Genomic DNA, 26,407 nt, shown 5'->3' with positions numbered 1-26,407 from the left:
AAGGAACATTATGAAGAAATATATTTGCGACGTATGTGGTTGGATTTATGATCCAGAAGTAGGAGATCCAGAGGGCGGCATCGCTCCAGGTACAGCATTTGAAGATATCCCGGATGATTGGGTTTGCCCTCTTTGCGGAGTAGGCAAGGAAGACTTTAGCCCGGTAGAGGAATAATAAAGCCTCATAGAGGATTCAAGAACTCCTATCAGAAATAGGAGAAACAAAATTATAGGAGGAACAAATATGACTAAGATTAGAGAAATCTACCGCTGCCAGATTTGTGGCAACGTGGTAGAAGTAGTAAACAAGGGAGCCGTGCTCAGTTGCTGCGGTGAGCCGATGAAGCTCATGAAGGAGAACACCAGCGATGGTGCCAGAGAGAAGCATGTGCCAGTGATAGAACCTATAGAAGGCGGCTATCGTGTAACCGTAGGAAGCGTGGAGCATCCGATGCTTCCAGAGCATTACATCCAGTGGATAGAGTTGCTCACCCCTACCGATGTGCTTCGTCACGAGTTGAAGCCAGGCGAAAAGCCTGAAGCTATCTTCCTGACAAACGCAGAAGCCAAAGATGTTACGGCTCGAGAATACTGCAACCTTCACGGGTTGTGGAAAGGAGTAATCGAAGGATAAATACCATCATGCAATATCATGACGGAAAAGTATCGTCATATATAATAAAAGGTCTCGTTTTATTTTCCCAATACAGGGAATATGATGCGAGACCTTTTATGTTAGAGAAAGAATTCTGTTTCCTTAAGGAAACACCGAGTTTCACTTAAGGGAACATAAATTTTCCCTTAAGGAAACAAAAAAGGGGTATTAGGGGAATAATAAGAAGAAAACGGAAATCATCAATGATGAGGAGAATATGGAATCATATAACACTGGCATTCTTGATGCTTGCCTTAGCTACAACCATCGGCTTCACTTCCTGCTCACAAGATAAAGCAGAGAAAAGCCTCCGGTCCGTCTACTATTGGAGCACAACATGGCAATTGGACAGCAACAAGATAAACTTCATCCGAAAACACCACATTGAGCGACTCTACGTGAGATACTTCGACGTGGTAAAGGATGCAGAAGGGGAAATCATGCCCAACGCCACCCTGCATTTCAATAACCTTGAAGAAGATGGAAACAGAAACAAGAATGGATCTCTGATACCGGAAGACATAGAAATCATCCCCGTAGTCTATATCGTCAACAGTTGCCTGAAAACTCTCCCTAAAGAAGGATTGGAAAACCTAGCCGATAAAATTCTTCTTCGCATCCTTCAGATGAACGAAGCCAATGACATCGAGAATGTGAAAGAGATTCAGATTGACTGCGACTGGACGGCATCAACCCAAAAGGCTTACTTCAATTTTCTCGAAAAACTAAGAGTGAAAGCCAAAGCCAAGCAGATAAAGTTGTCTGCTACCATCCGGTTACACCAGCTCTCTATGACTCCACCCCCTGTGGATAGAGGCATCCTGATGATGTATAATACGGGCGACGTAAAACAGCTAAGTTGCCACAAACCCATACTCGATATGAAGGATGTGGCTCCTTATATCCAGCATCTGGGCAGTTACCCGCTTCCGCTTGCTGCAGCCTATCCGCTCTTCAGTTGGCATATCCTATTCAGAGAAGGAAAATTCGTAGGTATCATGCATGCAGATGATGATTTCCCCGTATTGCCAAGCGACAGCATCGTGATAAGAAAGCCCGAAATGAACGACATTATGGAAGCCGTAAGAAGCATCAATCACCAGAATGAAGACATCAACAACGAGGTCATCCTCTTCGACCTCAACACCGATAATATCAAACGATTTAACTCAGAAGATTATGAAAAGATTTTTAATCATAGGAGTGATGGCAGCAGCATTTAGCCCCCACGCCAACGCCTGCGTTGCCGAATACTCTGATCATAACTACTATATGTTCAGCGTGTTCAATCGCGACCAGACTTCTCCGGCGTATCTCTACGATATCGCCAGCTACTGGCAGAAATATGCCGGCAATACATCCTCCATCAACTTATCTTTCTACAGATGGAACAAGGAGGATATTAAGAAAGTAGCCCAAAGCAAGAAGGATGCAGGAATGCTTTCTTACCTGAAAAACCTGAATGCCTACCTGGATGCCTGCGAGAAACTGAATCCCAATGCCTGGAATTACGCCTCGAAGCAAGAACGACTACAGATACAGCAATCGCTGACCCGACTCAACAATGCCGCCAAAATTTATAAAGGCACCCAACTCAAGAGCCAGTACGCCCTGCTCCGTATGCGTACCAACATGATGAAGGGATTCCACCAGCAGAACATTACCTATTGGAATGCCATCGCCTCCCGACTTCCGAAATCACCATGGCGAGAGGCGATGCGCAACATTTATGCCCGGGCTTTGTGGAAAACGGGACGACACCAGCAGGCACTCGATATCTATGCCGAGCAGGGAGATATGGCCAGCATCAGGGTGCTCGCCCGAAACTATCGCAATCTTGCAGGCATTCAGAGCACTTATCTCAAGAATCCGAACTCGGCTATGCTCACCTATCTGGTACAGGATTTCGTAAACAACTGTCAGCAGACGATAGACAGTCGCTCCAAAAACCAGGTAGACAAGGAGTGGATTGAGGAGATTGGCGCCAAGGTAATCTACCAGAAAGAGGCCCTCAGCTTCATCACTTTCGCCAATAAGGTCATTGCTGAAGGCAAGACGCAGAATCCTTGCCTGTGGCGTTCTGCCACTGCCATGCTCCATTATCTCTATGGATATCAGCAGGAAGCATGGAAGGAGATTAGTGAAGCAGTAGCCCTGGATGGAACACAACGAATGAAGGATAATGCAAGAGCCATCCGCCTTCTGGTTTCTACCCGAAATGCACAGGTAGATAACGATTATCCGCAATATCTGGTTGGCGAATTCAAATGGCTCAACGAAATGGCGAAGGGAGAAAGCCTGAAAAAAGGTGATTTCATCAATCCCGACATTCACTATGTAGAGGTGAAGGAGCGTGTGGCTTACTGCGCCCTGTACAATCGGTTCAAGACGATGGCAGATAAGGCGAAAAAGGAAAACCGGCAGGAAGCCGGCAGAGATTACGAAAGCATGGCCACGGCGATGTATGGCATGATGGATGCCTACATGCGAACCTTCTACAAGGAGCAACAGAATGAAGAATACATCAGCCGCTATCTTTATTCATCAGAATACGCCATTCGTCTCGATTCGCTCTCTGCGCAGCAGCTTGCTGATTACTATCGCTTCATCACATCTTCTCATCAGGATGCCTTCGAGCAATACGTATGCCAGTCGCTCTATCGCAGTGCCGATTTCTTCAAGGATATGATAGGCGCCAAGTATCTTGCCGAGGGTAACTTTGGCGAAGCTGCTCGCTGGCAGAAGGATGTTTCTTTGGATTTCATCAACAACCAGGCCATCAGTTTCTACGCCGAAAAGCGCAGCTACGCTGTGCCTTACTGGTTCAACCACCAGAAAGTAAATGATTCAGATATGTGGAGCATTCAGGGCAGTTATGCCCACCTAAAGGAGAACCCGAAGTGGAAATTCTGCCAGGAGATGAACCAGCTCATCAGCCAATACAATGTGGCTCGCGAGGGCGAAGTCAGAGAAAAACTTGCCTATGAGCTTGCCACCCGTTATTATCAGGCATCCTGCTATGGCGACTGCTGGTATCTTACCCATTATGGCAAGAGCATTGCCGATAGTGCCCGCACAGGCGAAGCCGATTTCGCAGCTATCGCTCAAGACTATCTCAAGATAAGCAAGCAAAGCAGCAATCTCACGCTTCGCTATCATTCGCTCTATGCCCTCTCATCCATCGGCATCGACCCATGGTTTAAGATTACCTATGATGCCAACTGGAAAGAGCAGAAGCTTCTACAACCACAATCCGCTCAATATCAGGCGATGATGGAATGGAGCCAGTTCAGCCATCAGCATCCGGAAATCGTGGATCAATACACCACCCGATGCGATGTATTAAAGCAATTCGAAAAGAATCTCTAAAAAATGCTATCATAAAGGCATCCACGGGGGCTGTGGATGCCTTTTTTAGTTAATTTTCCACGATTTCTTTGTATCTTTCATTTATAATGTGTACCTTTGCACCAAATATTTAAACGTTTAAAGATAAAATGGCATTAAAATGTGGTATTGTAGGCCTCCCAAACGTGGGTAAGTCTACACTGTTCAACTGTCTGTCTAGTGCAAAGGCACAGGCAGCTAACTTCCCTTTCTGTACTATCGAACCAAACTTGGGCGTCATCACCGTACCTGATGAGCGACTCAACAAATTGGCAGAGATTGTTCACCCAGGACGCATCGTCCCAGCTACTTGCGAAATCGTAGATATCGCAGGCCTCGTAAAGGGTGCCAGCAAGGGCGAAGGTCTTGGTAATAAATTCTTGGGAAATATCCGTGAGTGCGATGCAATCATCCACGTAATCCGCTGCTTCGACGATGACAACATCGTTCGCGAGGGTGGCGCCAAGGTTGACCCATTGGAGGATAAGAGCGTCATCGATACAGAGTTGCAGCTCAAAGACCTGGAAACCATCGAATCTCAGCTCGCCAAGCAGCAGAAGACAGCTGCTGCCGGCAACAAGGATGCCAAGCTGATGGTTACCGTTCTGGAGGCTTACAAGGCAGAACTGGAGCAGGGAAAGAACGCACGTAGCGTTACTTTCGAAAGCAAGGAAGAGCAGAAGGTGGCTCACGATCTCTTCCTCCTCACTACCAAGCCAGTACTCTATGTTGCCAATGTTGACGAGGCTTCTGCCAAGACCGGCAACGAATATAGCAAGAAGGTAGAGGAAATCGCCAAGGAAGAAGGTGCTGAGTGCATGGTCATCGCTGCCAAGACTGAGGAAGACATCGCATCGCTCGAAACCTACGAAGACAAGCTGATGTTCCTCGAAGAGCTCGGCCTGGAAGAAAGCGGCGTAAACCGACTCATCAAGAAGGCATACGCCCTGCTGAACCTTGAAACATTCATCACCGCCGGTGAGATGGAGGTAAAGGCATGGACCTATCACAAGGGCTGGAAGGCTCCTCAGTGTGCTGGCGTCATCCACACCGACTTCGAGAAAGGATTCATCCGTGCAGAGGTTATCAAGTATGATGACTATATCAAGTATGGCTCTGAAGCAGCAGTACGCGAGGCTGGTAAGCTCGGCATCGAGGGCAAGGAGTACATCGTGCAGGATGGCGACATCATGCACTTCCGTTTCAACGTATAAACGATTATGACAGCAAATTTGCTAAACTATATCGTATGGGACCCAGACCCAATCCTGGCTCACCTGGGTCCTATCTCCATCCGATATTACGCCACCTGCTGGATGGTGGGTCTGTTATTGGGTTATTTGCTCATGCACCGTCTCTACAAGGAGCAGAAGTTGGGCGAGGATAAGTTTGAACCGCTCTTCATCTACCTCTTCGTCGGCATCCTGGCAGGTGCCCGCCTGGGACACTGCATCTTCTATCAGCCGGAGTATTTCCTCACCCAGTGGGATCACATCATCGAGATGTTCATCCCGATGCATCACATGGCAGATGACAGCTGGAAATTCACGGGCTATGAGGGATTGGCAAGTCATGGAGGCGTTCTGGGACTGTTCGTTGCCATCTGGCTCTACTGCCGCAAGACCAAGGTGGGCGGCTGGACTTTGCTCGACAATATGGGCATCGTTTCAGGCATCACCGCCTGTTTCATCCGCCTGGGCAACCTGATGAACTCAGAAATCATCGGCAAGGTAACCAATGTGCCTTGGGCATTCATCTTCGTCAAGGAAGATCAGTACCCACGCCATCCCGGTCAGCTCTACGAGGCGATAGCCTATCTCTGCTTCTTCCTCCTCATCTTCTTCATCTACAAGAAGAAAGGACCCAAGAGTGTGGGTAGCGGACTCTATTTCGGTCTTTGCCTTACCCTCATCTTCGTCTTCCGCTTCTTCATCGAATACACGAAGGAGATTCAGGTGGCTTTCGAAGCAGGATTGCCAGTAGATATGGGACAGATTCTGAGCCTTCCACTCATCGCCCTTGGCGTATGGAGCATCGCTACCAGCGGCAAGAGAGCGAAGAAGACGGAAAGCAAAGCATAAGATTATCATAAGAATACAGATAGCCAAGGAGAGAAATCTCCCAAGCCATACCAAGGAAAAGTTCCGCTCCGTGAAACGGAACGGAACTTTTTTCAGTTACAAGCAATCATTCATCCTAGTAATAACCAACATATAATGTATGAATAGAAATATCATTATAAGCCTTCTCGCCGCACTTCTCCTAGCAAGTTGCGGATACCAGAAGAAGCCGGAAGCTGCTTCCCCTTCCCGCCAGGGAGCGGGCAAGGACAACCTGCCCCTGAACGCACAGATCATCGGCTCCACCCCTGTCAAGAACCAGGGCAAGAGCGAACTCTGCTGGGCATACGGCATGCTTGCTACCATCGAGAGCGAGCATATCATGAAGGGCGACTCCGTAAACCTATCCGTGGCTTACGTTGCACGAATGATGCTTCAGGAGAAAGCCCTGGAATATTATTTCGCACAAGGCAAGAAACCCATCAGCATGCGAGGCATGGCTTCGATGCTCATACATTATATAGATAAGTATGGCGCACAACCATACGACAGCTATGAAGATCCAAAGGATGTGAACTATAAGATTCTCTGTCGAAAGGTGGAGAAACTCTGCGATGGAGCCATCGCACAGAAGTCGGGCATCGAGAAACTGAAAGATGAGCTCAACAACCTCTTCGACAAGGAAATGGGCTACATGCCTGCCAAGCAGGTACACATGCTCGGTGCCGAATACACCCCATTGGAGTTTGCCCACAGCGTATGCTATCCCGAGGAGTACGTATCACTCACCAGTTTTACCCATCACCCTTACCGCGAGTACTTCGCCCTTGAAGTACCCGACAATGTGATGCACGACCAGTTTCTCAATCTTCCGCTCGACGAGTTGATGCTTCATATTCAGAAAGCCGTGGAGAACGGGCATCCGGTTTGCTGGGAAGGCGACATCAGCGAAGAGGGCTTTACCCATGCCCAGGACAACTATGTGGAGGTTCAGAAGATGGAACTCCCCGTAACCCCAACTTCCCGCCAGAGAGAGTTTGAACAGCTACGCACCACCGACGACCACGTGATGGAAATCATCGGCACTTTCCTGAAAGACAAGAAGCGCTACTACGTATGCCGCAATTCCTGGGGCAGGAACTGGGCAAACCAGGGCAGAATCTATCTTTCTGAAGACTATCTGCGCCTCAAAACCATCGCCGTGTTCATGAGCGAGGCAGCTTTCCTCTACGACCAAAGCCCCAAGCCAGCCCCTCAAAAGCCATATATATAAGGTATAGAAGAGACTGAAATACCCCATATAGCAAAGTATAGAAGAGGGCTGAAACGGGTAGGAAACCAGGAAAAGCCAAAAATGGTTGACATAGGTCAAATATGTGCTTCATAACACTTGTGTGCGCACACACATAGTTGATTTATATCAAAAATAAGGGCTTTTTTGCGATTTTTCCCTCTAAAGATTTGGCTAGTTGCGAAAATCGTCGTACCTTTGCATCGTCATTAAGACAAAAGGTTATTAGGTTTTTAGGTTAAGATTGTTAGTTGTTTAAAAGGTTATTAGTTTAAAGGTAAAAAAAGATTGTTTATTCAAGGACGACAGAAAGAAATTTGTTTAGGTTATTAGGTTTTTAGGTTTAAGATTGTTAGTTGTTTAGTTAGGTTATTAGTTAGTAAGGTAATTTTAAAAAGATTGTTTATTCAAGGACAATAGGATAATGATTCATTAGGTTAAGCGTAACTTAAGGTAAAAAAGACAAATGTATCGGATAACAAAAGATGACGCCTGAGCAGGACAATGACTGCTTCGGGCACTGCAACGGAGGGAAAAAGCTTGTGAAAGCCATCCTCCATTGAGTTATGAAACATTTGGGAATAAAGTATTAAAAGTGCGCAATTTCGAGTGACTCGAAGTTGCGCACTTCTTTTATATACAGAATCTTAAGCCCCATAAACACTTTTACACGCAGCTTTTCTAGCCCAATATGCACTTTTATGGATAGCTTTATAATAATATACACTAAATTATTTTGTTTTACCAACTAAAAATTGTAATTTTGCAGAAGATTATAAGATTAAAAAGAATATGGCAAAACATCCTCTTTGGAACGACGATTACTGGCTCTTGCTTCTCCAACTCTATCAGAAGAAGCCAATGGGCGTAAAGCCACTATACTCTAAGGGTATAGTAGATTTAAGCCTGGAGCTGCACATACAACCTGAGTATTTGCACGAGCAAATGTTCAAGTTGCAACGAGTTACGCCTCGTATCAAACGACTTTGGGATAAGTATGCCGACAATCCTCGACTACTTTCCCACGACATCAGCATCCTGCGCAAGATGAACGGATGCGGAAATGCAAAGGATTTCTTTGCAGGAGTAGAAGTGTGCGAATCGTTTGAGAAAGATTGGGAACCGCTGGCTGAAGAGCCATCGCTCACACCTATCAAACTCATCATCATTCTCGACCTCTACTTCCAGCTCACCCCTATCACCATGGTGCCGGAAACTCCCGAAATCATTGATCTGGGAAAACTGATGAAGATTTCGCCCAAACTGATTGCGGAAGTCATGACTGACTATCAGTACTGTGACCCTTACCTCAACAGGCAGAAAGCGCCAGACAGCAAGGTACTTCAGGCATGCAAAGCTATCTGGCACAGATATGGAAACGGAAATCCGGATAAATTGAATCAGCTTGCCATCAAACTGCAAGAATACTTTAAATAAATAGATATGGCTCAAAAACTCATTCAGACACAGGCACAGAAGCTGCAACAGCTGCAAAGACTCTCCGCCCAGCAAATGCTGCAGGTGAAGCTCTTGGAGATGCCCCTCACCGAACTGGAGGATAGCATCAATGCCGAACTGGACGACAATCCTGCCCTGGAAAGTGAGAACCCTGACGATATGCTCAACGAAAGCTACGACGGAGACTCGCCTCTGGAGCATGATGCAGAAAACAGTAATGACAACAACGAAATGAACGACGATGATGCCTACGAGGCACAGTCGGAGAAAGAAGAGAGAAAAGATGAACTCGACCAGGCGCTGGAAAGCATCGGACAGGATGACCAGATGCCTGATTATAACACGGATAGATACAACAACCAGGACAACGCCGACTATGAGGAAATGGTCTACGGCGACACCACCTCCTTCTACGACAAGCTGAAGGAGCAGATGGACATGCAGAACCTTACCGACAAGGAGAAGGAAATCATGGAATACCTCATCGGTTCGCTCGATGACGACGGCCTGCTGCGCAAAGACCTGGACGGCATCTGCGATGAGCTTGCCATCTATCACAACATGGACGTATCGGAAAAGGAACTGGAACACGTGCTCCACATTCTCCAGACCTTCGATCCTGCCGGTGTAGGCGGCAGAAGTCTTCAGGAATGCCTTCTGCTGCAGGCAAAGCGCCTGCCACGAGGCGTGCTCCGCAAAACGATGGAAGAAGTGTTCAGCGACTACTTCGAGGAGTTCACCAAGAAGCATTGGGACAAGATCAAGACTGGCTTGGAACTCAACGACACCCAGCTTGCCACCCTGCAAGAGGAAATCAAGAAACTGAACCCGAAGCCAGGCGCATCGATGGGCGAAACCGAGGGCAGAAACATGCAGCAGATTACCCCGGATTTCATCGTAGATACCAACGACGACGGCTCCATCACCTTCAGCCTCAACCGAGGCAACATTCCAGAACTAACCGTGTCGCCATCGTTCACCGACATGATCGACACCTACAGGAAGCATAAGGACAAAATGAGCCGCTCCGACAAGGAAGCCCTGCTCTATGCCAAGGAAAAGGTGGATAAGGCGCAGGGATTCATAGAAGCCATCAAGCAGCGCCGCCACACACTCATCGTCACGATGAAAGCCATCATCGACATTCAGCGACAGTTCTTCCTAGATGGAGACGAAGCCGACCTGAAGCCGATGATTCTCAAGGATGTGGCAGACAGAACGGGCCTGGATATCAGCACCATCTCAAGAGTGAGCAACGTGAAGTATGCACAAACCAAGTGGGGCATGTTCCCGCTGAAGTTCTTCTTCACGGATGGCTACACCACCGAGGACGGCGAGGAGATGTCAACCCGCAAAATCAAGATAGCCCTGCAAGAGCTCATCAATCAGGAAGACAAGAAGAAACCGCTGAGCGACGAAGCATTGGCCAAGGCACTGAAGGAGAAGGGATTCCCTATCGCCCGCCGCACCGTAGCAAAATATCGCGAACAATTCAATATCCCAGTTGCACGATTAAGAAAATAAACTCCAGAAAGAGATTCCCGTAAGAAAGAACTCTTCTGAGAAAGAGAGAAAGAATACAGATTACGTTAGATTTATGAAAGAGAAGAATATCATATTGACTGCGCGAATCATGAGCATGGTCTTCACCCCCTTCTATCTGCCGATAGTGGGACTCATAGCCCTGTTCATCTTCAGCTACATGTCGTTGCTGCCGATGACATACAAGTTGGTGATGCTTGCCATGGTTTATTTGCTTACCGTGGTGGCACCCTCGCTGCTTATCCACCTCTACAGACTCTGTCAGGGCTGGACCTCCCACGAGTTGGGAAAGAAGGAGCGCCGCATCGTGCCCTACATCATCTCCATCCTGTGCTATTTCATCTGCTTCTTCTGGATGGAGTATCGCAACACGCCGCGCGTCATCAGCATCATCGTAGTGGTAGCACTCGCCATCCAGATGGCCTGTGCCTTCATCAACGTATGGTGGAAAATCAGCACCCACACGGCAGCCATCGGCGGTGTGGCAGGTTCGCTGGTTTCCTACGCCATCGCCTTCTCTTTCAATCCCCTGTGGTGGCTCTGCCTGGTATTGCTATTGGCAGGCGCCGTGGGAACCTCTCGCATGATCTTGCGACAGCATTCGCTATCCCAGGTGGTCACGGGATTCCTGATAGGCGTATCCTGCGCCATCCTGGTAATATAACATAAGAAGTTTATAACTATAATATAAGAAGAAATGAAACCATTAGTAAGCATTATCATGGGCAGTACAAGCGATCTGCCTGTTATGGAAAAAGCATGTAAGTGGTTGAACGACAACCAGATTCCTTTCGAGGTGAATGCCCTCTCTGCTCATCGTACTCCAGATGCAGTAGAATCATTCGCCAAGGGAGCTAAGGAGCGTGGCGTAAAGGTAATCATCGCCGCTGCCGGTATGGCTGCCGCCCTTCCTGGTGTTATCGCAGCATCTACCCCACTGCCAGTTATCGGTGTACCTATCAAGGGTATGCTCGATGGTCTTGATGCCATGCTCAGCATCATCCAGATGCCTCCTGGCATTCCTGTGGCTACTGTTGGTGTGAATGCGGCTCAGAACGCTGCCATCCTCGCTGCCGAGATGATTGCCCTTGCCGATGAGGAAGTGGCTCAGAAGGTAGAAGCTTGGAAGGCGGGTCTCGGTGCCAAGATAGAGAAGGCCAACAAGGATTTAGCTGAGGTGAAATACGACTTCAAGTGTAATTAATCTAATATATGTGATATGCCCCATTCTTTGGGGCATATTCTATTCTTATACATTATGGTAGATTTATTCAATTATACCCGCCGTGCCTCTTCTGTGGCACATATCGGAGCCATCGATCTGGGTGGCGATAATCCTATCCGCATCCAGTCGATGACCACCACCAACACCAATGATACCGAGGCTTGCGTTCAACAGGCTGAGGAGATTATCAAGGCTGGTGGCGAGCTGGTGCGCTTCACCACTCAGGGTTCCCGTGAGGCAGAGAACATGAAAAACATCAATGCCGGCATCCGTGCCGACGGCTATCAGACTCCGCTCGTAGCCGATGTTCACTTCAATCCTAACGTTGCCGATGTGGCTGCTCTCTATTGTGAGAAAGTACGCGTAAACCCTGGCAACTACGTGGATCCTGCCCGCAAGTTCATCAAGCAGGAATACACTGATGAAGAGTATGCTCACGAACTCAAGAAGATTGAGGAACGCTTCGTGCCTTTCCTCAACATCTGCAAGGAGAACCATACTGCCATCCGCATCGGCGTGAACCACGGTTCCCTCTCCGACCGCATCCGCAACCGCTATGGCGATACCCCTGAGGGCATCGTAGAAAGCTGCCTCGAATTCCTGCGCATCTGCAAGAAGGAGAATTTCCACGATGTGGTTATCAGCATCAAGTCATCCAATACCGTTGTGATGGTCCGCTCTATGCGCCTCCTGGTAGAAGAAATGGAGAAGGAAGGCATGAATTACCCACTCCACCTCGGCGTAACCGAAGCTGGCGAAGGCGAGGATGGCAGAATCAAGAGTGCCGTGGGCATCGGTGCCCTGCTAGCCGATGGCATCGGCGATACCGTTCGTGTAAGCCTCAGCGAGGAGCCTGCTGCAGAGATTCCGGTGGCTCGCCATCTGGTGGATTACATCGGCAAGAAGAAGGGACATCTTCTGATTCCTGCCGCAGCTTGTCCTAGCTTCGACTGGCTGCGCCCTACCCGCCGCGAAACCGTGGCCGTAGGCAATATCGGCGGCAACAACGTTCCGGTGGTTATCAGCAACCGAATCAACGGCGAGAGCACCGTTTGTGAGAACAAGGATGCTACGCCTGATTATATCTATATAGGCGGCAAGATGCCTAAGCAGTTTGTGCCAGGCCAGAGCTACATCGTAGATTACAACGTTTACGAGACGCTGAACAGTAAGCCTGAAACCACAGGTGCCAAGCTCTACCCTATCTTCCCAGCCATGGCAATGCCGCTCATCGCCAGCATCAAGGCAGACGTCAAGTTCCTCACCCTGCAGTTTGGTACTCCAGCCGAGGAATACATCGCCTGCCTGAAGGCTCATCCTGAGGTGGTGGTTATCTGCGTAAGCAATCATCAGAACCGCCTGGGTGACCAGCGTGCATTGGTTCACGAGATGATGAATGCCGGCTTGAAGAACCCTGTGATCTTTGCCGAGATGTACCAGCACAGCAAGGAGGAGAAGAGCGACTTCCAGCTGGAGGCTGCAGCCGATATGGGTGCCCTGATGATTGATGGTTTAACCGATGGTATCTGGCTGATGAACAATGGCGACATCCCTGCCCAGACAGTAGATGAAACCGCTTTCGGCATACTCCAGGCAGCCCGTCTGCGCACCAGCAAGACCGAGTATATCAGTTGTCCTGGTTGTGGCAGAACCCTCTACGATCTTCGTGAAACCATCGCCAAGATTAAAGAGGCAACCAAGCACTTGAAGGGCTTGAAGATTGGTATCATGGGCTGCATCGTGAATGGTCCAGGCGAAATGGCGGATGCCGATTACGGCTACGTAGGCGCCGGTCCTAACCGAGTAAGTCTCTATCGCAAACAGGTTTGCGTAGAAAAGAACATTCCGCAGGAGGTGGCAGTAGAGCATCTGCTCGCCCTCATCGACTCGGACAAGCAATAAAACCGGAAGAAACAAAAACCGGATAAAAAACAAAGCCGGATAAGAAAAAACTAGCCCCACACGCTCTTTTCTCAGCGTGTGGGGCTTTTTGATATGATACTATCCCAGAAAAGAGTAGCCCCAGATGCTTTTCATCATCTTGCGGCAAAGCAAAGAGAAGTTCTGGCAGAGCTTAGGCGACCACTTCGTCATGCCATAGAGTTGTTTCTTCTCCAGAAACATTTCCTCGTCCACATCAACTTCAACAACAAGTTTGATACCGAGATGGCACTCACCCACAACCTTTTTGTAAATGTTGATGAGTTTGCCAACATGGGACCTTCGCAGCAGGGCAGGCTGAAAGCCTGCTTCCATACACCCAAGAATCAGGAAGAAGGAAGATGGATGACCATAGCCGAAATCTTCAAGGTTTTGCAGGAGCAGTATCCAATGCTCATTGCGGACCACAGAACCAAGATCCGTATCGGACAGGCCATGAAATTCCTGAATTGCGAGAGAAAGCGAACCAACAAGGGACCTGCCTATTATCTCTGTTCAAAAATGGCGAAAACATGCTGAAAAGTATGTGGAAAACCTTTATAAAAAGGGTCTTGTCGCAGCAAAGCGTGTAGTGTGGTGCAGTGTGAGTGTAGTGTCAACGCCCACACTACACACAACCAAACTAATTAATAATCAACAATTTAAGTATCACGGAGTGTAGTGTGCAATAGAAATCGACAATTAGTTATCCACGATGTGGAAAACAGTTGTTTATAATTTTGTCGCACCATGCGTCGTTTTGTGCCTGACGATGGCAAAAAGTTGCCCTAGTAGAGGGCAATATTGTGCCGTAACTAGGCAATAAATGAAGCGTCACCTCACACTACAAATGATGCATCCTTTTATTCAAAAAGAAACGTCACCTTATTCAAAAAAGAAATATGAGTAAATTCATTCCTTACCACATCGTATGCCCCATGGCATCATGTACCCGTAGCAACACATGTGTTTATCTGGAGAAATAGCGGCTTAGCCTATTAAGAGCATTTTATTTCAATACCTATATCATTATCCGAATATTACAGATACAGAATATAAAGGATAATTGGCAAGTCAATACTGCTCTCTATAAGGTGACATGGATGAATTGTTTGTTTAAAGAAATAAAAAACTTGCATTTTATTTTGTTATGTGCTAAAATAAATGTAATTTTGCAGCATGAATGGGGTTACACCTTATTAAAATAAAGAAAATATTTCTAAAACGACAAGGATGCAAACCCTCTATCAAGAAGAAAAAGAAATAAAATAATAATATAAAAACAATGGAATACAACTTCAGAGAAATCGAGAAGAAATGGCACCAGAAATGGGTCGAGAACAAGACCTATAAGGTTGTTGAAGATGAAAACAAGAAGAAATTCTATGTGCTCAACATGTTCCCTTATCCATCAGGAGCTGGTTTGCACGTAGGTCACCCACTTGGTTATATCGCGAGCGATATCTATGCACGCTACAAGCGTTTGAACGGATTCAACGTATTGAACCCTATGGGTTACGATGCTTACGGTTTGCCTGCAGAGCAGTATGCTATCCAGACAGGTCAGCACCCAGAGGTTACTACCGTGGCTAACATCAACCGCTACCGCGAGCAGCTCGACAAGATTGGCTTCTGCTTCGATTGGGACCGTGAGGTTCGTACCTGCGACCCTAAGTATTACCATTGGACTCAGTGGGCTTTCCAGAAGATGTTCAACTCATTCTTCTGCAACAGCTGCCAGAAGGCTCAGCCTATCGAAAAGCTCATCAAGCACTTCGAGGAGAAGGGTTCTGCTGACTTGAACGTGGCTCAGAACGAGCAGATTGACTTCACAGCCGAGGAGTGGAACAGCTTCGACGACGTGAAGAAGCAGCAGATTCTGATGAACTACCGCATCGCTTACCTCGGCGAAACGATGGTAAACTGGTGCCCAGGTCTGGGTACTGTGCTTGCCAACGACGAGGTAGTAAACGGCGTAAGTGAGCGTGGCGGTTATCCTGTTATCCAGAAGAAGATGCAGCAGTGGTGTTTGAGAACATCTGCTTACTCTCAGCGTCTGCTCGACGGTTTGGAAACCATCCAGTGGAGCGATAGTATCAAGGAAACCCAGAAGAACTGGATTGGCCGTTCTGAGGGTACAGAGGTAGTATTCTCTGTAAAGGACAGCGACGTGAAGTTCACCATCTTCACTACCCGTGCCGATACCATGTTTGGCGTAACCTTCATGGTTCTGGCTCCAGAGAGCGAGTATGTTCAGCAGGTAACTACTGCCGAGCAGAAGGAAGAGGTAGAGAAGTATCTGGACTACGTGAAGAAGCGCACCGAACTTGACCGTATGGCTAACCACAGCGTAACCGGTGTATTCTCTGGAAGCTACGCCATCAATCCATTCACCGGCGAGGCAATCCCTGTATGGATTTCAGAATATGTATTGGCAGGATATGGTACAGGTGCCATCATGGCTGTGCCAGCTCACGATAGTCGTGACTACGCCTTTGCCAAGCACTTCAACCTGCCTATCATTCCTCTTATCGAGGGTGCTGATGTTTCAGAGGAGAGCTTCGATGCCAAGGAAGGTATCGTAACCAACTCACCTGTAGCAGGCAAGAGCAGTATGGACGGTTTCTCTCTGAACGGACTCACCGTGAAGGAGGCTATCGCAGCTACCAAGAAGTTTGTTACCGAGAAGGGCATCGGTAGAGTAAAGGTAAACTATCGTCTCCGCGACGCCATCTTCTCCCGTCAGCGCTACTGGGGTGAGCCATTCCCTGTATATTACAAGGATGGAATGCCACAGATGGTTCCAGAGGAGTGCCTGCCTCTCGAATTGCCAGAGATTGAGACCTACAAGCCAACAGAGACTGGCGAGCCACCATTGGGCAGAGCCAAGAAGTGGGCTTGGGATGCTGAGAAGAAAGAGGTGGTTGACAAGAGTCTCGTAGATAACAAGACCGTATTCCCACTGGAGCTCAACACCATGCCAGGTTTCGCAGGTTCTTCTGCTTACTATCTGCGCTACATGGATCCTCACAACGATGAGGCACTCGTAGGCAAGAAGGCTGATGAGTACTGGCAGAACGTGGACCTCTACGTAGGTGGTTGCGAGCATGCTACCGGTCACTTGATTTACTCCCGTTTCTGGAACAAGTTCCTCTTCGACCTCGGCGTAAGTTGCAAGGAAGAGCCATTCCAGAAGCTGGTGAACCAGGGTATGATTCAGGGCCGCTCTAACTTCGTTTACCGCATCAACAGCGATGACCACGACAAGGCTCCTGTATTCGTAAGCTTGAACCTGAAGAAGGATTACGACGTAACTCCTATCCACGTAGATGTAAACATCGTAAGCAACGATGTATTGGATATCGAGGCATTCAAGGCTTGGCGCCCTGAGTATCAGAACGCTGAGTTCATCCTGGAGGATGGCAAGTACATCTGCGGATGGGCCATCGAGAAGATGTCTAAGAGTATGTTCAACGTGGTGAATCCAGATATGATTGTAGAGAAGTATGGTGCTGATACCCTGCGTCTCTACGAAATGTTCCTGGGTCCTGTAGAGGCAAGCAAGCCTTGGGATACCAACGGTATCGACGGTTGCCACCGCTTCCTGAAGAAGTTCTGGGGCTTGTTCTATGAAAACCGCTCTGACAACTTCCTTCCATCAGCCGACGAGGCAGCGAAGCCAGAGAGCCTGAAGAGCGTTCACAAGCTCATCAAGAAGGTAAGCGAGGATATTGAGAAGTTCTCTTACAACACTTCTATCTCAGCCTTCATGATTGCCGTGAACGAACTCGGTCAGCAGAAGTGCCGCAACAAGGAACTGCTCACAGACCTCGTCATCCTCATTGCTCCATTCGCTCCACACATCGCAGAAGAGTTGTGGGCAGCACTTGGCGAGCAGGGCAGCGTTTGCGATGCAGCATGGCCAAAGTATGATGAGCAGTATTTGAAGGAGAACGATATGCAGCTCACCATTTCCTTCAACGGTAAAGCTCGTTTCCAGATGACTTTCCCTGTGGATACTCCTAACGAGGAAATCCAGAAGCAGGTATTGGCAGACGAGAAGAGCCAGAAGTACTTGGAAGGATTCAACGTGTTGAAGGTGATCATCGTACCAAAGAAGATCGTCAACGTGGTGTTGAAAAAGTAATTTATTGATAACAAGAAGTTAAGGAGTTAAGGAGTAAAAGGAGTTAAGACAATTGTATATCCTGTCAATAGAAGATATACGAAAACAAAAACTGTTGTCTTAACTTCTTGACTCCCTTTAACTCCTTAACTACTTTTAAAATACGAGGAAAATATTATGCAAATAGCAATCAGTCAATCAATTAAGAATGAGTGCAAGGATTATTTCTACATTACCCTTGGACTCTTGCTTTACACATTTGGATGGACCATCTTTCTGCTTCCATACCAGATAGTAACGGGTGGCGTAACGGGTATCGCAGCCGTGATTTACTACGGCACGGGGATACCTATCTATTTGTCATATTTTCTCATCAATGCCGCCTTGCTGCTTGCCGCACTGAAGATACTGGGATTCAAGTTCATGGTGAAAACCATCTACGCCATCATCATGCTATCCGTGTTCCTGGCTGTGGCGCAAGACTGGATGATAGGTGAAGATGGAAAGATGATACAGGTGCTGGGCGTGGGACAGGACTTCATGTCGCTCGTCATCGGCTGTCTGTTTACGGGATTATCGCTCGCCGTCGTCTTCCTGCACAATGGAAGTACGGGTGGAACGGATATCATCGCCGCCATCGTGAACAAATATCACAACATCTCGCTGGGCCGGGTGCTCATCTTCGTGGATCTCCTCATCGTGGGCAGTTCGTTCTTCGTCTTCAATGCGAAGCCCGACTTTACTACGATAGATGCCGTTAGAAAGGTGGTATTCGGTCTCTGTACGATGGTGATAGAGAACCTGGTACTCGACTATGTGATGAACGCCAAGCGAGAGAGTGTGCAGTTCATGATATTCAGTAAGAAATATCAGGAGATAGCCAACGCCATCGGTACGCAGATGGACCATGGAGTAACCATTCTTGACGGTCATGGCTGGTACACGGGCGACGAGATGAAGGTGCTCTGTATCCTGGCAAAGAAGAACGAGAGCGTTACCATCTTCCGCATCGTCAAGATTATCGACCCGAATGCCTTTGTAAGTCAGAGTGCCGTTATCGGTGTGTATGGCGAGGGATTTGATGAGATGAAAGTGAAAATCAAGGAAAAAGACATTAAGAAACTGAATAGTGATTAATTATTAGTGATTATTTATTATGAAAATAGTTTTTGCAACAAATAACCAGCATAAGCTCCAGGAGATTCGCGACATCCTGGGCAGCGGCTACGAGGTAGTATCGCTGAAGGAGATAGGATGCGATGTGGATATTCCTGAAACAGGCAACACATTGGAAGAAAATGCCTTGCAGAAGGCACAGTATATCTACGACCATTACCACGTAAGTTGCTTTGCCGATGATACCGGTTTGGAGGTAGAGGCACTGGATGGTGCCCCTGGCGTTCATAGTGCCCGCTATGCCGAGGGTACCGACCACGACAGCGAGGCAAACATGGCTAAACTGCTTAGAGAACTGGATGGCAAGGAAAACCGACAGGCTCGCTTTCGCACCGTCATCTGCTACATCGAAAAGCAGGATGTATGTCCTTGCGGCTGCACCAGTATCAAGAAGATTCATCAGTTTGACGGCATCGTGAATGGTCACATCGCCACCGAGAAGCATGGCACCGAAGGCTTCGGCTACGACCCAATCTTCGTACCTGAAGGCTATGATAAGAGCTTTGCCGAGCTGGGTGAGGAAATCAAGAACGGCATCAGCCACAGAGCCAGAGCCGTGGCCAAACTGGCAGAATATTTGAAGGAGAAGTAAGGAAGTAAAGAAAAAGAAGTAGATATAGAAATAGATATGAAACGGCTATATTGTCTATTTATCATCATATTATACCTTGCCATAAGCATCCCATCCTATGCCCAGTTTACGATCAACGGAAAGCATATCATCTATGATAAGCAAAACGACACGTATATGGCTTGCATCCCGGAGGATGCTTTTGGTAAGGATTATGAAGCAATCATCCTGTTGGATATTGCCTCAGATTGGAGCGACCTCAGCATTGATGGCACCCAGATAGCTTACAGCTATACTTTCAAGCAAGTGGAAGGCAACAAGCTTTACTCCATTCATGCCCGAAAAGGTAATAAGGAAATCAATACCAAGATTACCTTCACCTTCTTACCTCTGCTGGTGCTGCAAGGCTCATTCGGCTATGATTACGCCCAAGGAAGCATGTCATTGTATTCTCCTGATGCCACAGAGCCGACTATCTCTTTGATCAAAGCCAAATGGAGAGGAGGTTCCACCAATACGGCGGATAAGCACAAGAGAAACTACAAGATAAAATCTATCAACTTCAAAGGCAAGAGCCAGGACATCTCGCTCCTGGGGATGAGAGAAGACAATAACTGGATTATGGATGCAGGACAAATAGACTTGTTCCGCCTGAGAAACCGCATTGCCACAGAGATTTGGAACGACTTTGCCACCAAGCCATACTATGCCTCGAAGGAGCCTAAGGCCAAGAGTGGCGTAACGGGAAAAGTGGTAGAGGTTATCCTCAACAACGAATATCGCGGCATCTATTCGCTGACCGAAGCCATGGATAGAAAGGAGTTGAAACTCAAGAAATACGATGATAAGAATCAGGAGTTTCACGGCCAGCTTTGGAAGGTAAGTTCGTGGGATAAGGCAACCTTCTGGGACATCGATAAAGACTACGATAACACCCAGGAAACCTGGCATGCATTCGAGACTAAATATCCTGATATAGACGATGTTAATCCTACTGATTACAGTCCGCTTTATGAAGCCATCGACTTTGTGGTTAACAGCAACGACGAGACTTTCAAGAAAGAAGTGGGCGATTACTTCGATATTCCTGTACTCATTGACTATCAGTTGTTCCAGGAAACTCTGAAGCCTGTGGATAATAATGGCAAAAACATGTATTGGGGAATCTATGATGTGGCAGAAAGCCAGAAGCTAACCCTTGCCATCTGGGACTTAGACGCCAGCGTTGGACAAGATTGGCATTGCTCCACTCCGCTTCATCCAGATTATGTATTGCCAAATACAGACCTGGGAGTGAAGGATGGTTTCAACCTTTATCATAGGCTCAGCTCCTTGAATGTAGACAACTACAATGGAAAGGTGGCTAGCAGATATCAGGAATTAAGAAAGACTTATTTCAGCGAAGAAAATCTCATATCCAGATATCAGGGCTATTATGATATGCTGGTGAAAAGTGGCGCGGCCAGCAGAGAAGAATGCAAATGGTCGAAAGACTCAGATATTGGCGGCTATCCCCTTAACTTCAAGTCGGAAATAGAATACATCAAGAATTGGATTATCAACAGATTGAACTATCTGGATACCAACCAATTCCCGATTTCAACCAATATCTCAGAAATCCATCAAAAGGAATCCCTATCCACAAAAACAACCTATAACATGCTGGGACAAAAGGTAGGAGCTTCCTATCAGGGACTTAAGATTAAGAATGGAAAGAAGTTCTATACAACTAAATAAAAAAACAATAAGTAAAGAATAAAGATATGATTAATACCCTTTCGATATTAATCCCTACATATAATAATGTATGCATTGAGCTTGTAAGGAGTTTACAAGCTCAAGCATCATTATTGTCATCTCCATCAGATTTCAAATACGAAATTCTTGTTGCCGACGATGGTTCTACCGATAAGGCAACCATAGAGGGCAACCGCCTCATCAACACCCTTCCCCATTGTCGCTACATAGAAAGAGAAAAGAACGTAGGCAGAGCCGCCATCCGCAACTTTCTGGCACAAGAAGCCCATTATCCATGGCTGCTATTTATCGACAGCGACCTACATGTAGATAATCCACTGTTCATTCAAAACTATTCCCAAGCAGAAGGAGACGTGGTTGTAGGAGGATTGAAAATAGGTGGAAATTCTAGCCAATGGGGCCATAATTTGAGATATAAATATGAAAAAGCCTGTGAAGAAGAACATGATTATCTGCACAGAATGAAAAGTGGAGACAAAGAATTCAGAACTACCAACTTTGTCATAGCCAAAAGCGTTCTGAAAGAATGCCCCTTCGATGAGAACTTCAAGCATTACGGCTATGAAGACGTCTTACTTGGAAAAAGTATTACAGACAAAGGCTATCACATCGTCCATATCGACAATCCGATACTCCTGGATGATTATGAAACGAATTACCAGTTCATCAACAAGACAGAAGAAGCCTGCAGAACGCTCTATGAATTCAGAAAAGAACTTAGGGGATACTCAAAACTCATACACTATGCCGAACTAGCCAAACGACTAAAAATAGCATACCCCTTCATCAGAATTCTTTATCCGGAACTTAGCTTGCAGATAAAAGCACGCCTATTAGGCAATAATCCTAGCGTTTTTTTGTTTAATATATATAAGTTGTTATATTACATGCATCTTAATTTATAAACATAAAATTGTACCAAGAAATGAAACAAAGAATATTCAATATAATGGCAGTTTTTCTCTTCCTTAGCATCACAACTATGGAAGCCAGAATCGGAGACTGGAAAGCCTATATGGCGTATAGCGACGTACAAGAGATAGAAAAAGCCGGAAACCTGATATTTGTTCAGGCTTCCAACAACCTCTATGTCTATAACAAGAACGACCAGAGTATCCAGACTTTCAGCAAGATGGATTACCTAAGCGATTGTAACATCCAGCATATCAGCTACAACAAGGCGAGTAAACGACTTGTTATCTTCTATGGTAACGCCAATATCGACTTGATGAATATCAGTAACTTTGAGGTTACCAATCTTTCTGATTACCATACAGCTTCAACCACAGGAGACAAGACCGTAAACGATATCTACATGTATGGCAAATATGCCTATATAAGCAATGGTTTTGGAATCATAAAAGTGAATATCGCAGATGGCGAAATCAGCGATACTTATAATCTCGGATTCAAGGTAAACTGGTGCGAGATTAAGGATAATTATATCTATGCCTATAGTCAGACTAACGGACAATATCGTGCTCCACTCTCCAAAAACCTGCTCGATAAGAACAACTGGAACAAGGCGGGAGGCTATGTAGCCAAGAAGCAAGAAGACAAAAGCGAATTGAAGCAAGTGGTTGGTACATTGCAACCAGGAGGCCCTAAATACAATTACTTTTGGGGTATGAGATTTGTTAATAATCAGCTCTATACCTGCGGAGGAGGATTCGGACATGAGGTAGATGCTAACCGTCCGGGAACCGTTCAAGTATTAAACGGAAACGATTGGCAAATCTTTGATGACAGTATCCAATCCAAGACAGGAATAACCTACATAGATGTCAACGACGTGGATGTAGATCCCAAAGATCCTAGCCACGTATTTGCTGGTGCGAGAAATGGACTCTATGAATTTAAAGATGGAAAATTCATCAAGTTCTATAATTCAAGCAACAGTTTAATAACTTCCTTCAATAACCAAAGCAAGAACTATCAGATCATCGGTAGCATCAAGTTTGACAAGGAAGGCAACCTCTGGATGGTGAATGACGAAACTCCAAGTTCTGCTCCAGCTCAGCAATCTCTTATCGAATATAGCAAAGACGGAGAATGGATTTCTCACCATCAGGCAGCATTGACAGCTACCAAGGATAATGAAAACAAATCTTTTGCCAGCATGGAATGCCTGACCTTTGACAGTAGAGACCTTCTGTGGTTTGTAAATGCGCATTATACAGCTCCAGCTCTATGCTGCTATCAGCCTTCATCAAAGACTCTGCTTGTTTATAAAAGCTTCATCAACCAAGATGGAACAGACATGGCTCCTACATCGATACAATATGTGACAGAAGATAAAAATCATAACATTTGGGTAGGAACCAACCTCAACACTTTCATGATAGAAAGCAACCAGGTAGGAAAAGAAGATGCAACATTCAGCCAAATTAAGGTGCCACGCAACGATGGAACCAATTATGCTGATTACCTGCTCGAAGGAGTAAGTATTTCGGCTATTGTGATAGATAGTGGAAACCGAAAATGGTTTGGTACCAAAGGAAATGGTGTTTATCTGATTAGTGCAGACAACATCAACCAGATACATCATTTTACCACCGCCAATAGCAAACTGCTATCAGACAATATTGAGTCGATGGCTATCAATGAAAAGACTGGGGAAGTGTTTATAGGCACAGACAAAGGTCTCTGTTCCTATATGAGCGATGCCAGCACCACCAATAGTGATATGACAAAAGACAACGTCTGGGCTTATCCTAACCCAGTAAAGCCAGATTACACGGGACTTATCACCATCACCGGATTATCATTCGATGCAGATGTAAAAATTGTAACAACCAATGGCATCCTTGTAAACCAGGGCAGAAGCAATGGCGGCACCTACACTTGGAACGGCAAGGACCTGAAAGGTGAAAAGGTGGCAAGTGGCATCTATATGGTAGAAACGGCCACAAGCGACGGAAGTAAAGGTACAGTCTGCAAAATAGCAATCGTCAAATAAAACAAGAAAAGAGCATTCATGACCCAAGCAAGGAAACATTGGATAGACTTACTGAGAGGCATCTGCATGCTTGCAATCCTCCTCGACCATACAGAGATTTACTACACAGGCATTAATATCATCGATTACAATGCCTATGTAGTAAATGCTCTCACCATTTTCTTTATGCTTTCAGGCTATCTGGTGTATAAGGAAACAGGCTTTGACATCAGAAAAAAGATGAAATCTATCGCCCAAACCTTATTGCTCCCCTATTTCATCTTTTCTGCCCTCATCTCGCTTCCCAAGAACCTGGTACATGGCAACGAAATCAACATCATGAATATCTGCGAGCAAATCATTCTTGGGAAGGCTTCCTGGTTCATAGCAGCCCTTTGCCTATCCGAAGCAATCTTTACCGTAACAATATGGATAGTTAGAGGAAAAGACCTGGCTTTGTTCTGCGTCGGCATCATGGGATTTGGCTTCTCCATCTACTTATCCCAAGGGCAACATCCTTATCCTTGGCAACTAGACAACAGCATGCAAGCTTTGCTATTTCTCTGGATAGGATACACTTACCACAAATATGAAAAAGCAGCCAATATCATCAATCGCACAGCATACATACCGATATTCTTCCTTCTTCTTATCTGCATCAAAATATATGAATACATGAATGATATCAATATGCTGGTATGGCCGATATCCATCAACAACTATCCGATATTCTTACTGGATATACTCTTATGCAGTGTGCTGATGATACAAATATTTAAAAGACTTCCTCCTTGCAAATGGCTTGAATGGACTGGTTCGCATTCCCTGGTTTACTATTTTCTATGTGGAGGCGTGCCACTCATTACAAGCAGAGTATTCGAAAGGATAGGACTAAGCTATCATGGCAACTATCTATACGTGATAGCAGCATTCATCACCGTATATATAATAACAACCATCCTAACATGGTTCATTTACAGATATTTACCTTTTACAATAGGAAAGAAATATGAAAGAAACAGATAAAATACTCGCTATCATAGCAAGCACATATTGCATCGCCCTGCTTTTATTTTTAGCCATATTTGGCTACACTCCAACCAACGACGGCGATGGCTATATCGAGTTCGCACAGGTTTGCATCCAAAGCAAACAGGCTTACCCATGCCTGCCACTAATCGTAGGACAGCCATTTATCTGGAACATTGGTTCTATCAATCTTACAGCTTTATCACTCTTATGGTTTGGCTCTTTATATCCATTATTGATATTCCTCTGCTTTTTAAAAGCACTGACAGTACTATTGATAGGACAAATAGCTCATAAGCTTTTTTCAGGAAAAGTGGCTATTATAGCAAGCCTCATGTTTGTGCTTTATCCTAATAATATAGGACAAAGCACCACCATCCTCTCTGAAATTCCGATGATATGCTTTGCTTTGGCAGCATTTTATATAGCCATCACGCAAGAAAAATTATTATATCTCTTGTTTGCAGGTCTAACCTTTGGCTTAGCCAATTGGTTCCGACCTGTAGCTATGGTCTATATGGGCACCCTCATCCTCTATTACATCTTCTTTAACAAGAAAAACTGGGTCAAGAAATGTATATCTTTATGTTTGGGATATGTTCTTTTTATCGGAATAGTTGGAATAGAATGCTATCATCGCACCGGATATTTCCTTTACCAGGCAGAATCCTTGTGGTTCAATATGGCAGAAGCCACTTATGAACCTTCTGTAGCACCACAGTATGATACTGATCCTTATCCTAAGGGAACTATCAGATATATTGAGAATATGGATAAAAAGAGCGCCATCGAATGCAATGAAATATGGAAAGAAAGAAGCATAGAATGGTTAAAAGAACATCCTTTACAATATTTGCAAAAAACACCAGGCAGACTCGTTTATATGTACTATAATGATATGGATAATATTCCAGCCTTTTCTCTGCATAAAGATCAGGAAGGAAATAGATTTATCACACTGCCTTACAGAAAGTTGCTTAACGAAATAGGCAGTCTATCCTACTTACAATATATAGGTCTTTTTAATCTGCTATTCTATGTATTTCTGCTACTTCTAGCAGTAAAAGGCTGCTACATATTAATAAAGAAACATGATTATCAAAAGGCATTCATTCCGATGATGATCATCGTCGGAGGATCTATATCTTTGGTATTAGCAGTGCATGGTGAAACCAGATTCAAAGCTCCTTTTATGCCTTTCATTTTCATGATGGCAGCATTTTCCATATCTACATTTAAATTAAATAAAAAAGCATAATAGCTTTGATTTC

21 protein-coding genes are annotated in these 26,407 nt (G+C 45.8%); all 21 read left to right on the top strand.

Going from position 1 to position 26,407, the window contains the following annotated elements; genetic code table 11:
• The first annotated feature begins 10 nt into the window (after positions 1-10).
• Positions 11-175, top strand: coding sequence for a rubredoxin (rd, locus tag V8Z93_RS02650; RefSeq protein WP_203040360.1), 165 nt, complete (start codon positions 11-13; stop codon positions 173-175).
• Between the two features lie 69 nt (positions 176-244).
• Complete coding sequence (locus V8Z93_RS02645) at positions 245-634, top strand: desulfoferrodoxin (protein WP_203040359.1); 390 nt, start codon at positions 245-247, stop codon at positions 632-634.
• A 224-nt stretch (positions 635-858) separates the two neighbouring features.
• Positions 859-1,878 (top strand): hypothetical protein, encoded by a 1,020-nt coding sequence (locus tag V8Z93_RS02640; protein WP_238405210.1) that lies wholly within the window; start codon positions 859-861, stop codon positions 1,876-1,878.
• Complete coding sequence (locus V8Z93_RS02635; protein WP_439432313.1) at positions 1,835-4,024, top strand: hypothetical protein; 2,190 nt, start codon at positions 1,835-1,837, stop codon at positions 4,022-4,024. Before V8Z93_RS02640 ends, V8Z93_RS02635 begins: the two co-directional genes overlap by 44 nt.
• Before the next feature lie 128 nt (positions 4,025-4,152).
• Positions 4,153-5,256: a redox-regulated ATPase YchF gene (gene ychF / locus V8Z93_RS02630; protein ID WP_203051125.1), complete on the top strand. Its 1,104-nt coding sequence runs from the start codon at positions 4,153-4,155 to the stop codon at positions 5,254-5,256.
• A 6-nt stretch (positions 5,257-5,262) separates the two neighbouring features.
• Positions 5,263-6,123, top strand: a complete 861-nt coding sequence (gene lgt, locus V8Z93_RS02625) for a prolipoprotein diacylglyceryl transferase (RefSeq protein ID WP_439432312.1) — start codon at positions 5,263-5,265, stop codon at positions 6,121-6,123.
• 139 nt (positions 6,124-6,262) lie between these two features.
• Positions 6,263-7,375 carry a C1 family peptidase gene (locus tag V8Z93_RS02620; protein WP_217762859.1) on the top strand — a complete coding sequence of 371 codons (1,113 nt, stop codon included), beginning with the start codon at positions 6,263-6,265 and terminating at the stop codon, positions 7,373-7,375.
• Between the two features lie 810 nt (positions 7,376-8,185).
• The gene (locus V8Z93_RS02615; protein WP_439432311.1) at positions 8,186-8,830 is read left to right on the top strand and encodes a hypothetical protein; all 645 of its coding nucleotides are present in this window, start codon (positions 8,186-8,188) and stop codon (positions 8,828-8,830) included.
• A 6-nt stretch (positions 8,831-8,836) separates the two neighbouring features.
• Complete coding sequence (rpoN, locus tag V8Z93_RS02610; protein WP_203040354.1) at positions 8,837-10,375, top strand: RNA polymerase factor sigma-54; 1,539 nt, start codon at positions 8,837-8,839, stop codon at positions 10,373-10,375.
• Positions 10,376-10,448: 73 nt separating this feature from the next.
• On the top strand, positions 10,449-11,057 hold the full coding sequence (locus V8Z93_RS02605; RefSeq protein ID WP_203040353.1) for a phosphatase PAP2 family protein: 609 nt from the start codon (positions 10,449-10,451) through the stop codon (positions 11,055-11,057).
• A 33-nt stretch (positions 11,058-11,090) separates the two neighbouring features.
• On the top strand, positions 11,091-11,597 hold the full coding sequence (purE, locus tag V8Z93_RS02600; RefSeq protein WP_006848250.1) for a 5-(carboxyamino)imidazole ribonucleotide mutase: 507 nt from the start codon (positions 11,091-11,093) through the stop codon (positions 11,595-11,597).
• 54 nt (positions 11,598-11,651) lie between these two features.
• Positions 11,652-13,520 (top strand): 4-hydroxy-3-methylbut-2-en-1-yl diphosphate synthase, encoded by a 1,869-nt coding sequence (locus V8Z93_RS02595; RefSeq protein WP_439432310.1) that lies wholly within the window; start codon positions 11,652-11,654, stop codon positions 13,518-13,520.
• Between the two features lie 93 nt (positions 13,521-13,613).
• Positions 13,614-14,078, top strand: coding sequence for a DUF3874 domain-containing protein (locus V8Z93_RS02590; protein WP_439432309.1), 465 nt, complete (start codon positions 13,614-13,616; stop codon positions 14,076-14,078).
• A gap of 745 nt (positions 14,079-14,823) precedes the next feature.
• Positions 14,824-17,685 (top strand): leucine--tRNA ligase, encoded by a 2,862-nt coding sequence (gene leuS, locus V8Z93_RS02585; RefSeq protein ID WP_439432308.1) that lies wholly within the window; start codon positions 14,824-14,826, stop codon positions 17,683-17,685.
• Positions 17,686-17,841: 156 nt separating this feature from the next.
• Positions 17,842-18,801, top strand: coding sequence for a YitT family protein (locus tag V8Z93_RS02580; RefSeq protein ID WP_439432307.1), 960 nt, complete (start codon positions 17,842-17,844; stop codon positions 18,799-18,801).
• 19 nt (positions 18,802-18,820) lie between these two features.
• Positions 18,821-19,432 (top strand): non-canonical purine NTP diphosphatase, encoded by a 612-nt coding sequence (locus V8Z93_RS02575; protein ID WP_439432306.1) that lies wholly within the window; start codon positions 18,821-18,823, stop codon positions 19,430-19,432.
• A 36-nt stretch (positions 19,433-19,468) separates the two neighbouring features.
• Positions 19,469-21,148 carry a CotH kinase family protein gene (locus tag V8Z93_RS02570; protein ID WP_439432305.1) on the top strand — a complete coding sequence of 560 codons (1,680 nt, stop codon included), beginning with the start codon at positions 19,469-19,471 and terminating at the stop codon, positions 21,146-21,148.
• Positions 21,149-21,174: 26 nt separating this feature from the next.
• Positions 21,175-22,074: a glycosyltransferase family 2 protein gene (locus tag V8Z93_RS02565; protein WP_439432304.1), complete on the top strand. Its 900-nt coding sequence runs from the start codon at positions 21,175-21,177 to the stop codon at positions 22,072-22,074.
• 77 nt (positions 22,075-22,151) lie between these two features.
• The gene (gene porZ / locus V8Z93_RS02560) at positions 22,152-24,128 is read left to right on the top strand and encodes a type IX secretion system anionic LPS delivery protein PorZ (RefSeq protein ID WP_254880559.1); all 1,977 of its coding nucleotides are present in this window, start codon (positions 22,152-22,154) and stop codon (positions 24,126-24,128) included.
• An 18-nt stretch (positions 24,129-24,146) separates the two neighbouring features.
• Positions 24,147-25,133, top strand: a complete 987-nt coding sequence (locus V8Z93_RS02555) for an acyltransferase family protein (protein ID WP_439432303.1) — start codon at positions 24,147-24,149, stop codon at positions 25,131-25,133.
• Positions 25,117-26,394, top strand: coding sequence for an ArnT family glycosyltransferase (locus V8Z93_RS02550; RefSeq protein WP_203040343.1), 1,278 nt, complete (start codon positions 25,117-25,119; stop codon positions 26,392-26,394). The genes V8Z93_RS02555 and V8Z93_RS02550 overlap by 17 nt, the downstream gene beginning before the upstream one ends.
• Positions 26,395-26,407: the final 13 nt, after the last annotated feature.

It is taken from the genome of Segatella copri, assembly GCF_051861805.1.
Lineage (GTDB): Bacteria > Bacteroidota > Bacteroidia > Bacteroidales > Bacteroidaceae > Prevotella > Prevotella copri_M.
The sequence above is the reverse complement of the archived record's forward strand: the minus strand, read 5'-3'. Positions and strand labels throughout refer to the sequence as shown.

Bases quoted from the DNA above. Each gene is read 5' to 3' on its own strand.
- V8Z93_RS02590 (WP_439432309.1), top strand. From the start codon at position 13,614: ATGATACTATCCCAGAAAAGAGTAGCCCCAGATGCTTTTCATCATCTT.
- porZ (WP_254880559.1), top strand. From the start codon at position 22,152: ATGGAAGCCAGAATCGGAGACTGGAAAGCCTATATGGCGTATAGCGAC.
- rpoN (WP_203040354.1), top strand. From the start codon at position 8,837: ATGGCTCAAAAACTCATTCAGACACAGGCACAGAAGCTGCAACAGCTG.
- ychF (WP_203051125.1), top strand. From the start codon at position 4,153: ATGGCATTAAAATGTGGTATTGTAGGCCTCCCAAACGTGGGTAAGTCT.
- V8Z93_RS02615 (WP_439432311.1), top strand. From the start codon at position 8,186: ATGGCAAAACATCCTCTTTGGAACGACGATTACTGGCTCTTGCTTCTC.
- lgt (WP_439432312.1), top strand. From the start codon at position 5,263: ATGACAGCAAATTTGCTAAACTATATCGTATGGGACCCAGACCCAATC.
- V8Z93_RS02635 (WP_439432313.1), top strand. From the start codon at position 1,835: ATGAAAAGATTTTTAATCATAGGAGTGATGGCAGCAGCATTTAGCCCC.
- V8Z93_RS02550 (WP_203040343.1), top strand. From the start codon at position 25,117: ATGAAAGAAACAGATAAAATACTCGCTATCATAGCAAGCACATATTGC.
- V8Z93_RS02620 (WP_217762859.1), top strand. From the start codon at position 6,263: ATGAATAGAAATATCATTATAAGCCTTCTCGCCGCACTTCTCCTAGCA.
- V8Z93_RS02595 (WP_439432310.1), top strand. From the start codon at position 11,652: ATGGTAGATTTATTCAATTATACCCGCCGTGCCTCTTCTGTGGCACAT.
- purE (WP_006848250.1), top strand. From the start codon at position 11,091: ATGAAACCATTAGTAAGCATTATCATGGGCAGTACAAGCGATCTGCCT.
- V8Z93_RS02605 (WP_203040353.1), top strand. From the start codon at position 10,449: ATGAAAGAGAAGAATATCATATTGACTGCGCGAATCATGAGCATGGTC.
- leuS (WP_439432308.1), top strand. From the start codon at position 14,824: ATGGAATACAACTTCAGAGAAATCGAGAAGAAATGGCACCAGAAATGG.
- V8Z93_RS02570 (WP_439432305.1), top strand. From the start codon at position 19,469: ATGAAACGGCTATATTGTCTATTTATCATCATATTATACCTTGCCATA.
- V8Z93_RS02565 (WP_439432304.1), top strand. From the start codon at position 21,175: ATGATTAATACCCTTTCGATATTAATCCCTACATATAATAATGTATGC.
- V8Z93_RS02645 (WP_203040359.1), top strand. From the start codon at position 245: ATGACTAAGATTAGAGAAATCTACCGCTGCCAGATTTGTGGCAACGTG.
- V8Z93_RS02580 (WP_439432307.1), top strand. From the start codon at position 17,842: ATGCAAATAGCAATCAGTCAATCAATTAAGAATGAGTGCAAGGATTAT.
- V8Z93_RS02555 (WP_439432303.1), top strand. From the start codon at position 24,147: ATGACCCAAGCAAGGAAACATTGGATAGACTTACTGAGAGGCATCTGC.
- V8Z93_RS02640 (WP_238405210.1), top strand. From the start codon at position 859: ATGATGAGGAGAATATGGAATCATATAACACTGGCATTCTTGATGCTT.
- V8Z93_RS02575 (WP_439432306.1), top strand. From the start codon at position 18,821: ATGAAAATAGTTTTTGCAACAAATAACCAGCATAAGCTCCAGGAGATT.
- rd (WP_203040360.1), top strand. From the start codon at position 11: ATGAAGAAATATATTTGCGACGTATGTGGTTGGATTTATGATCCAGAA.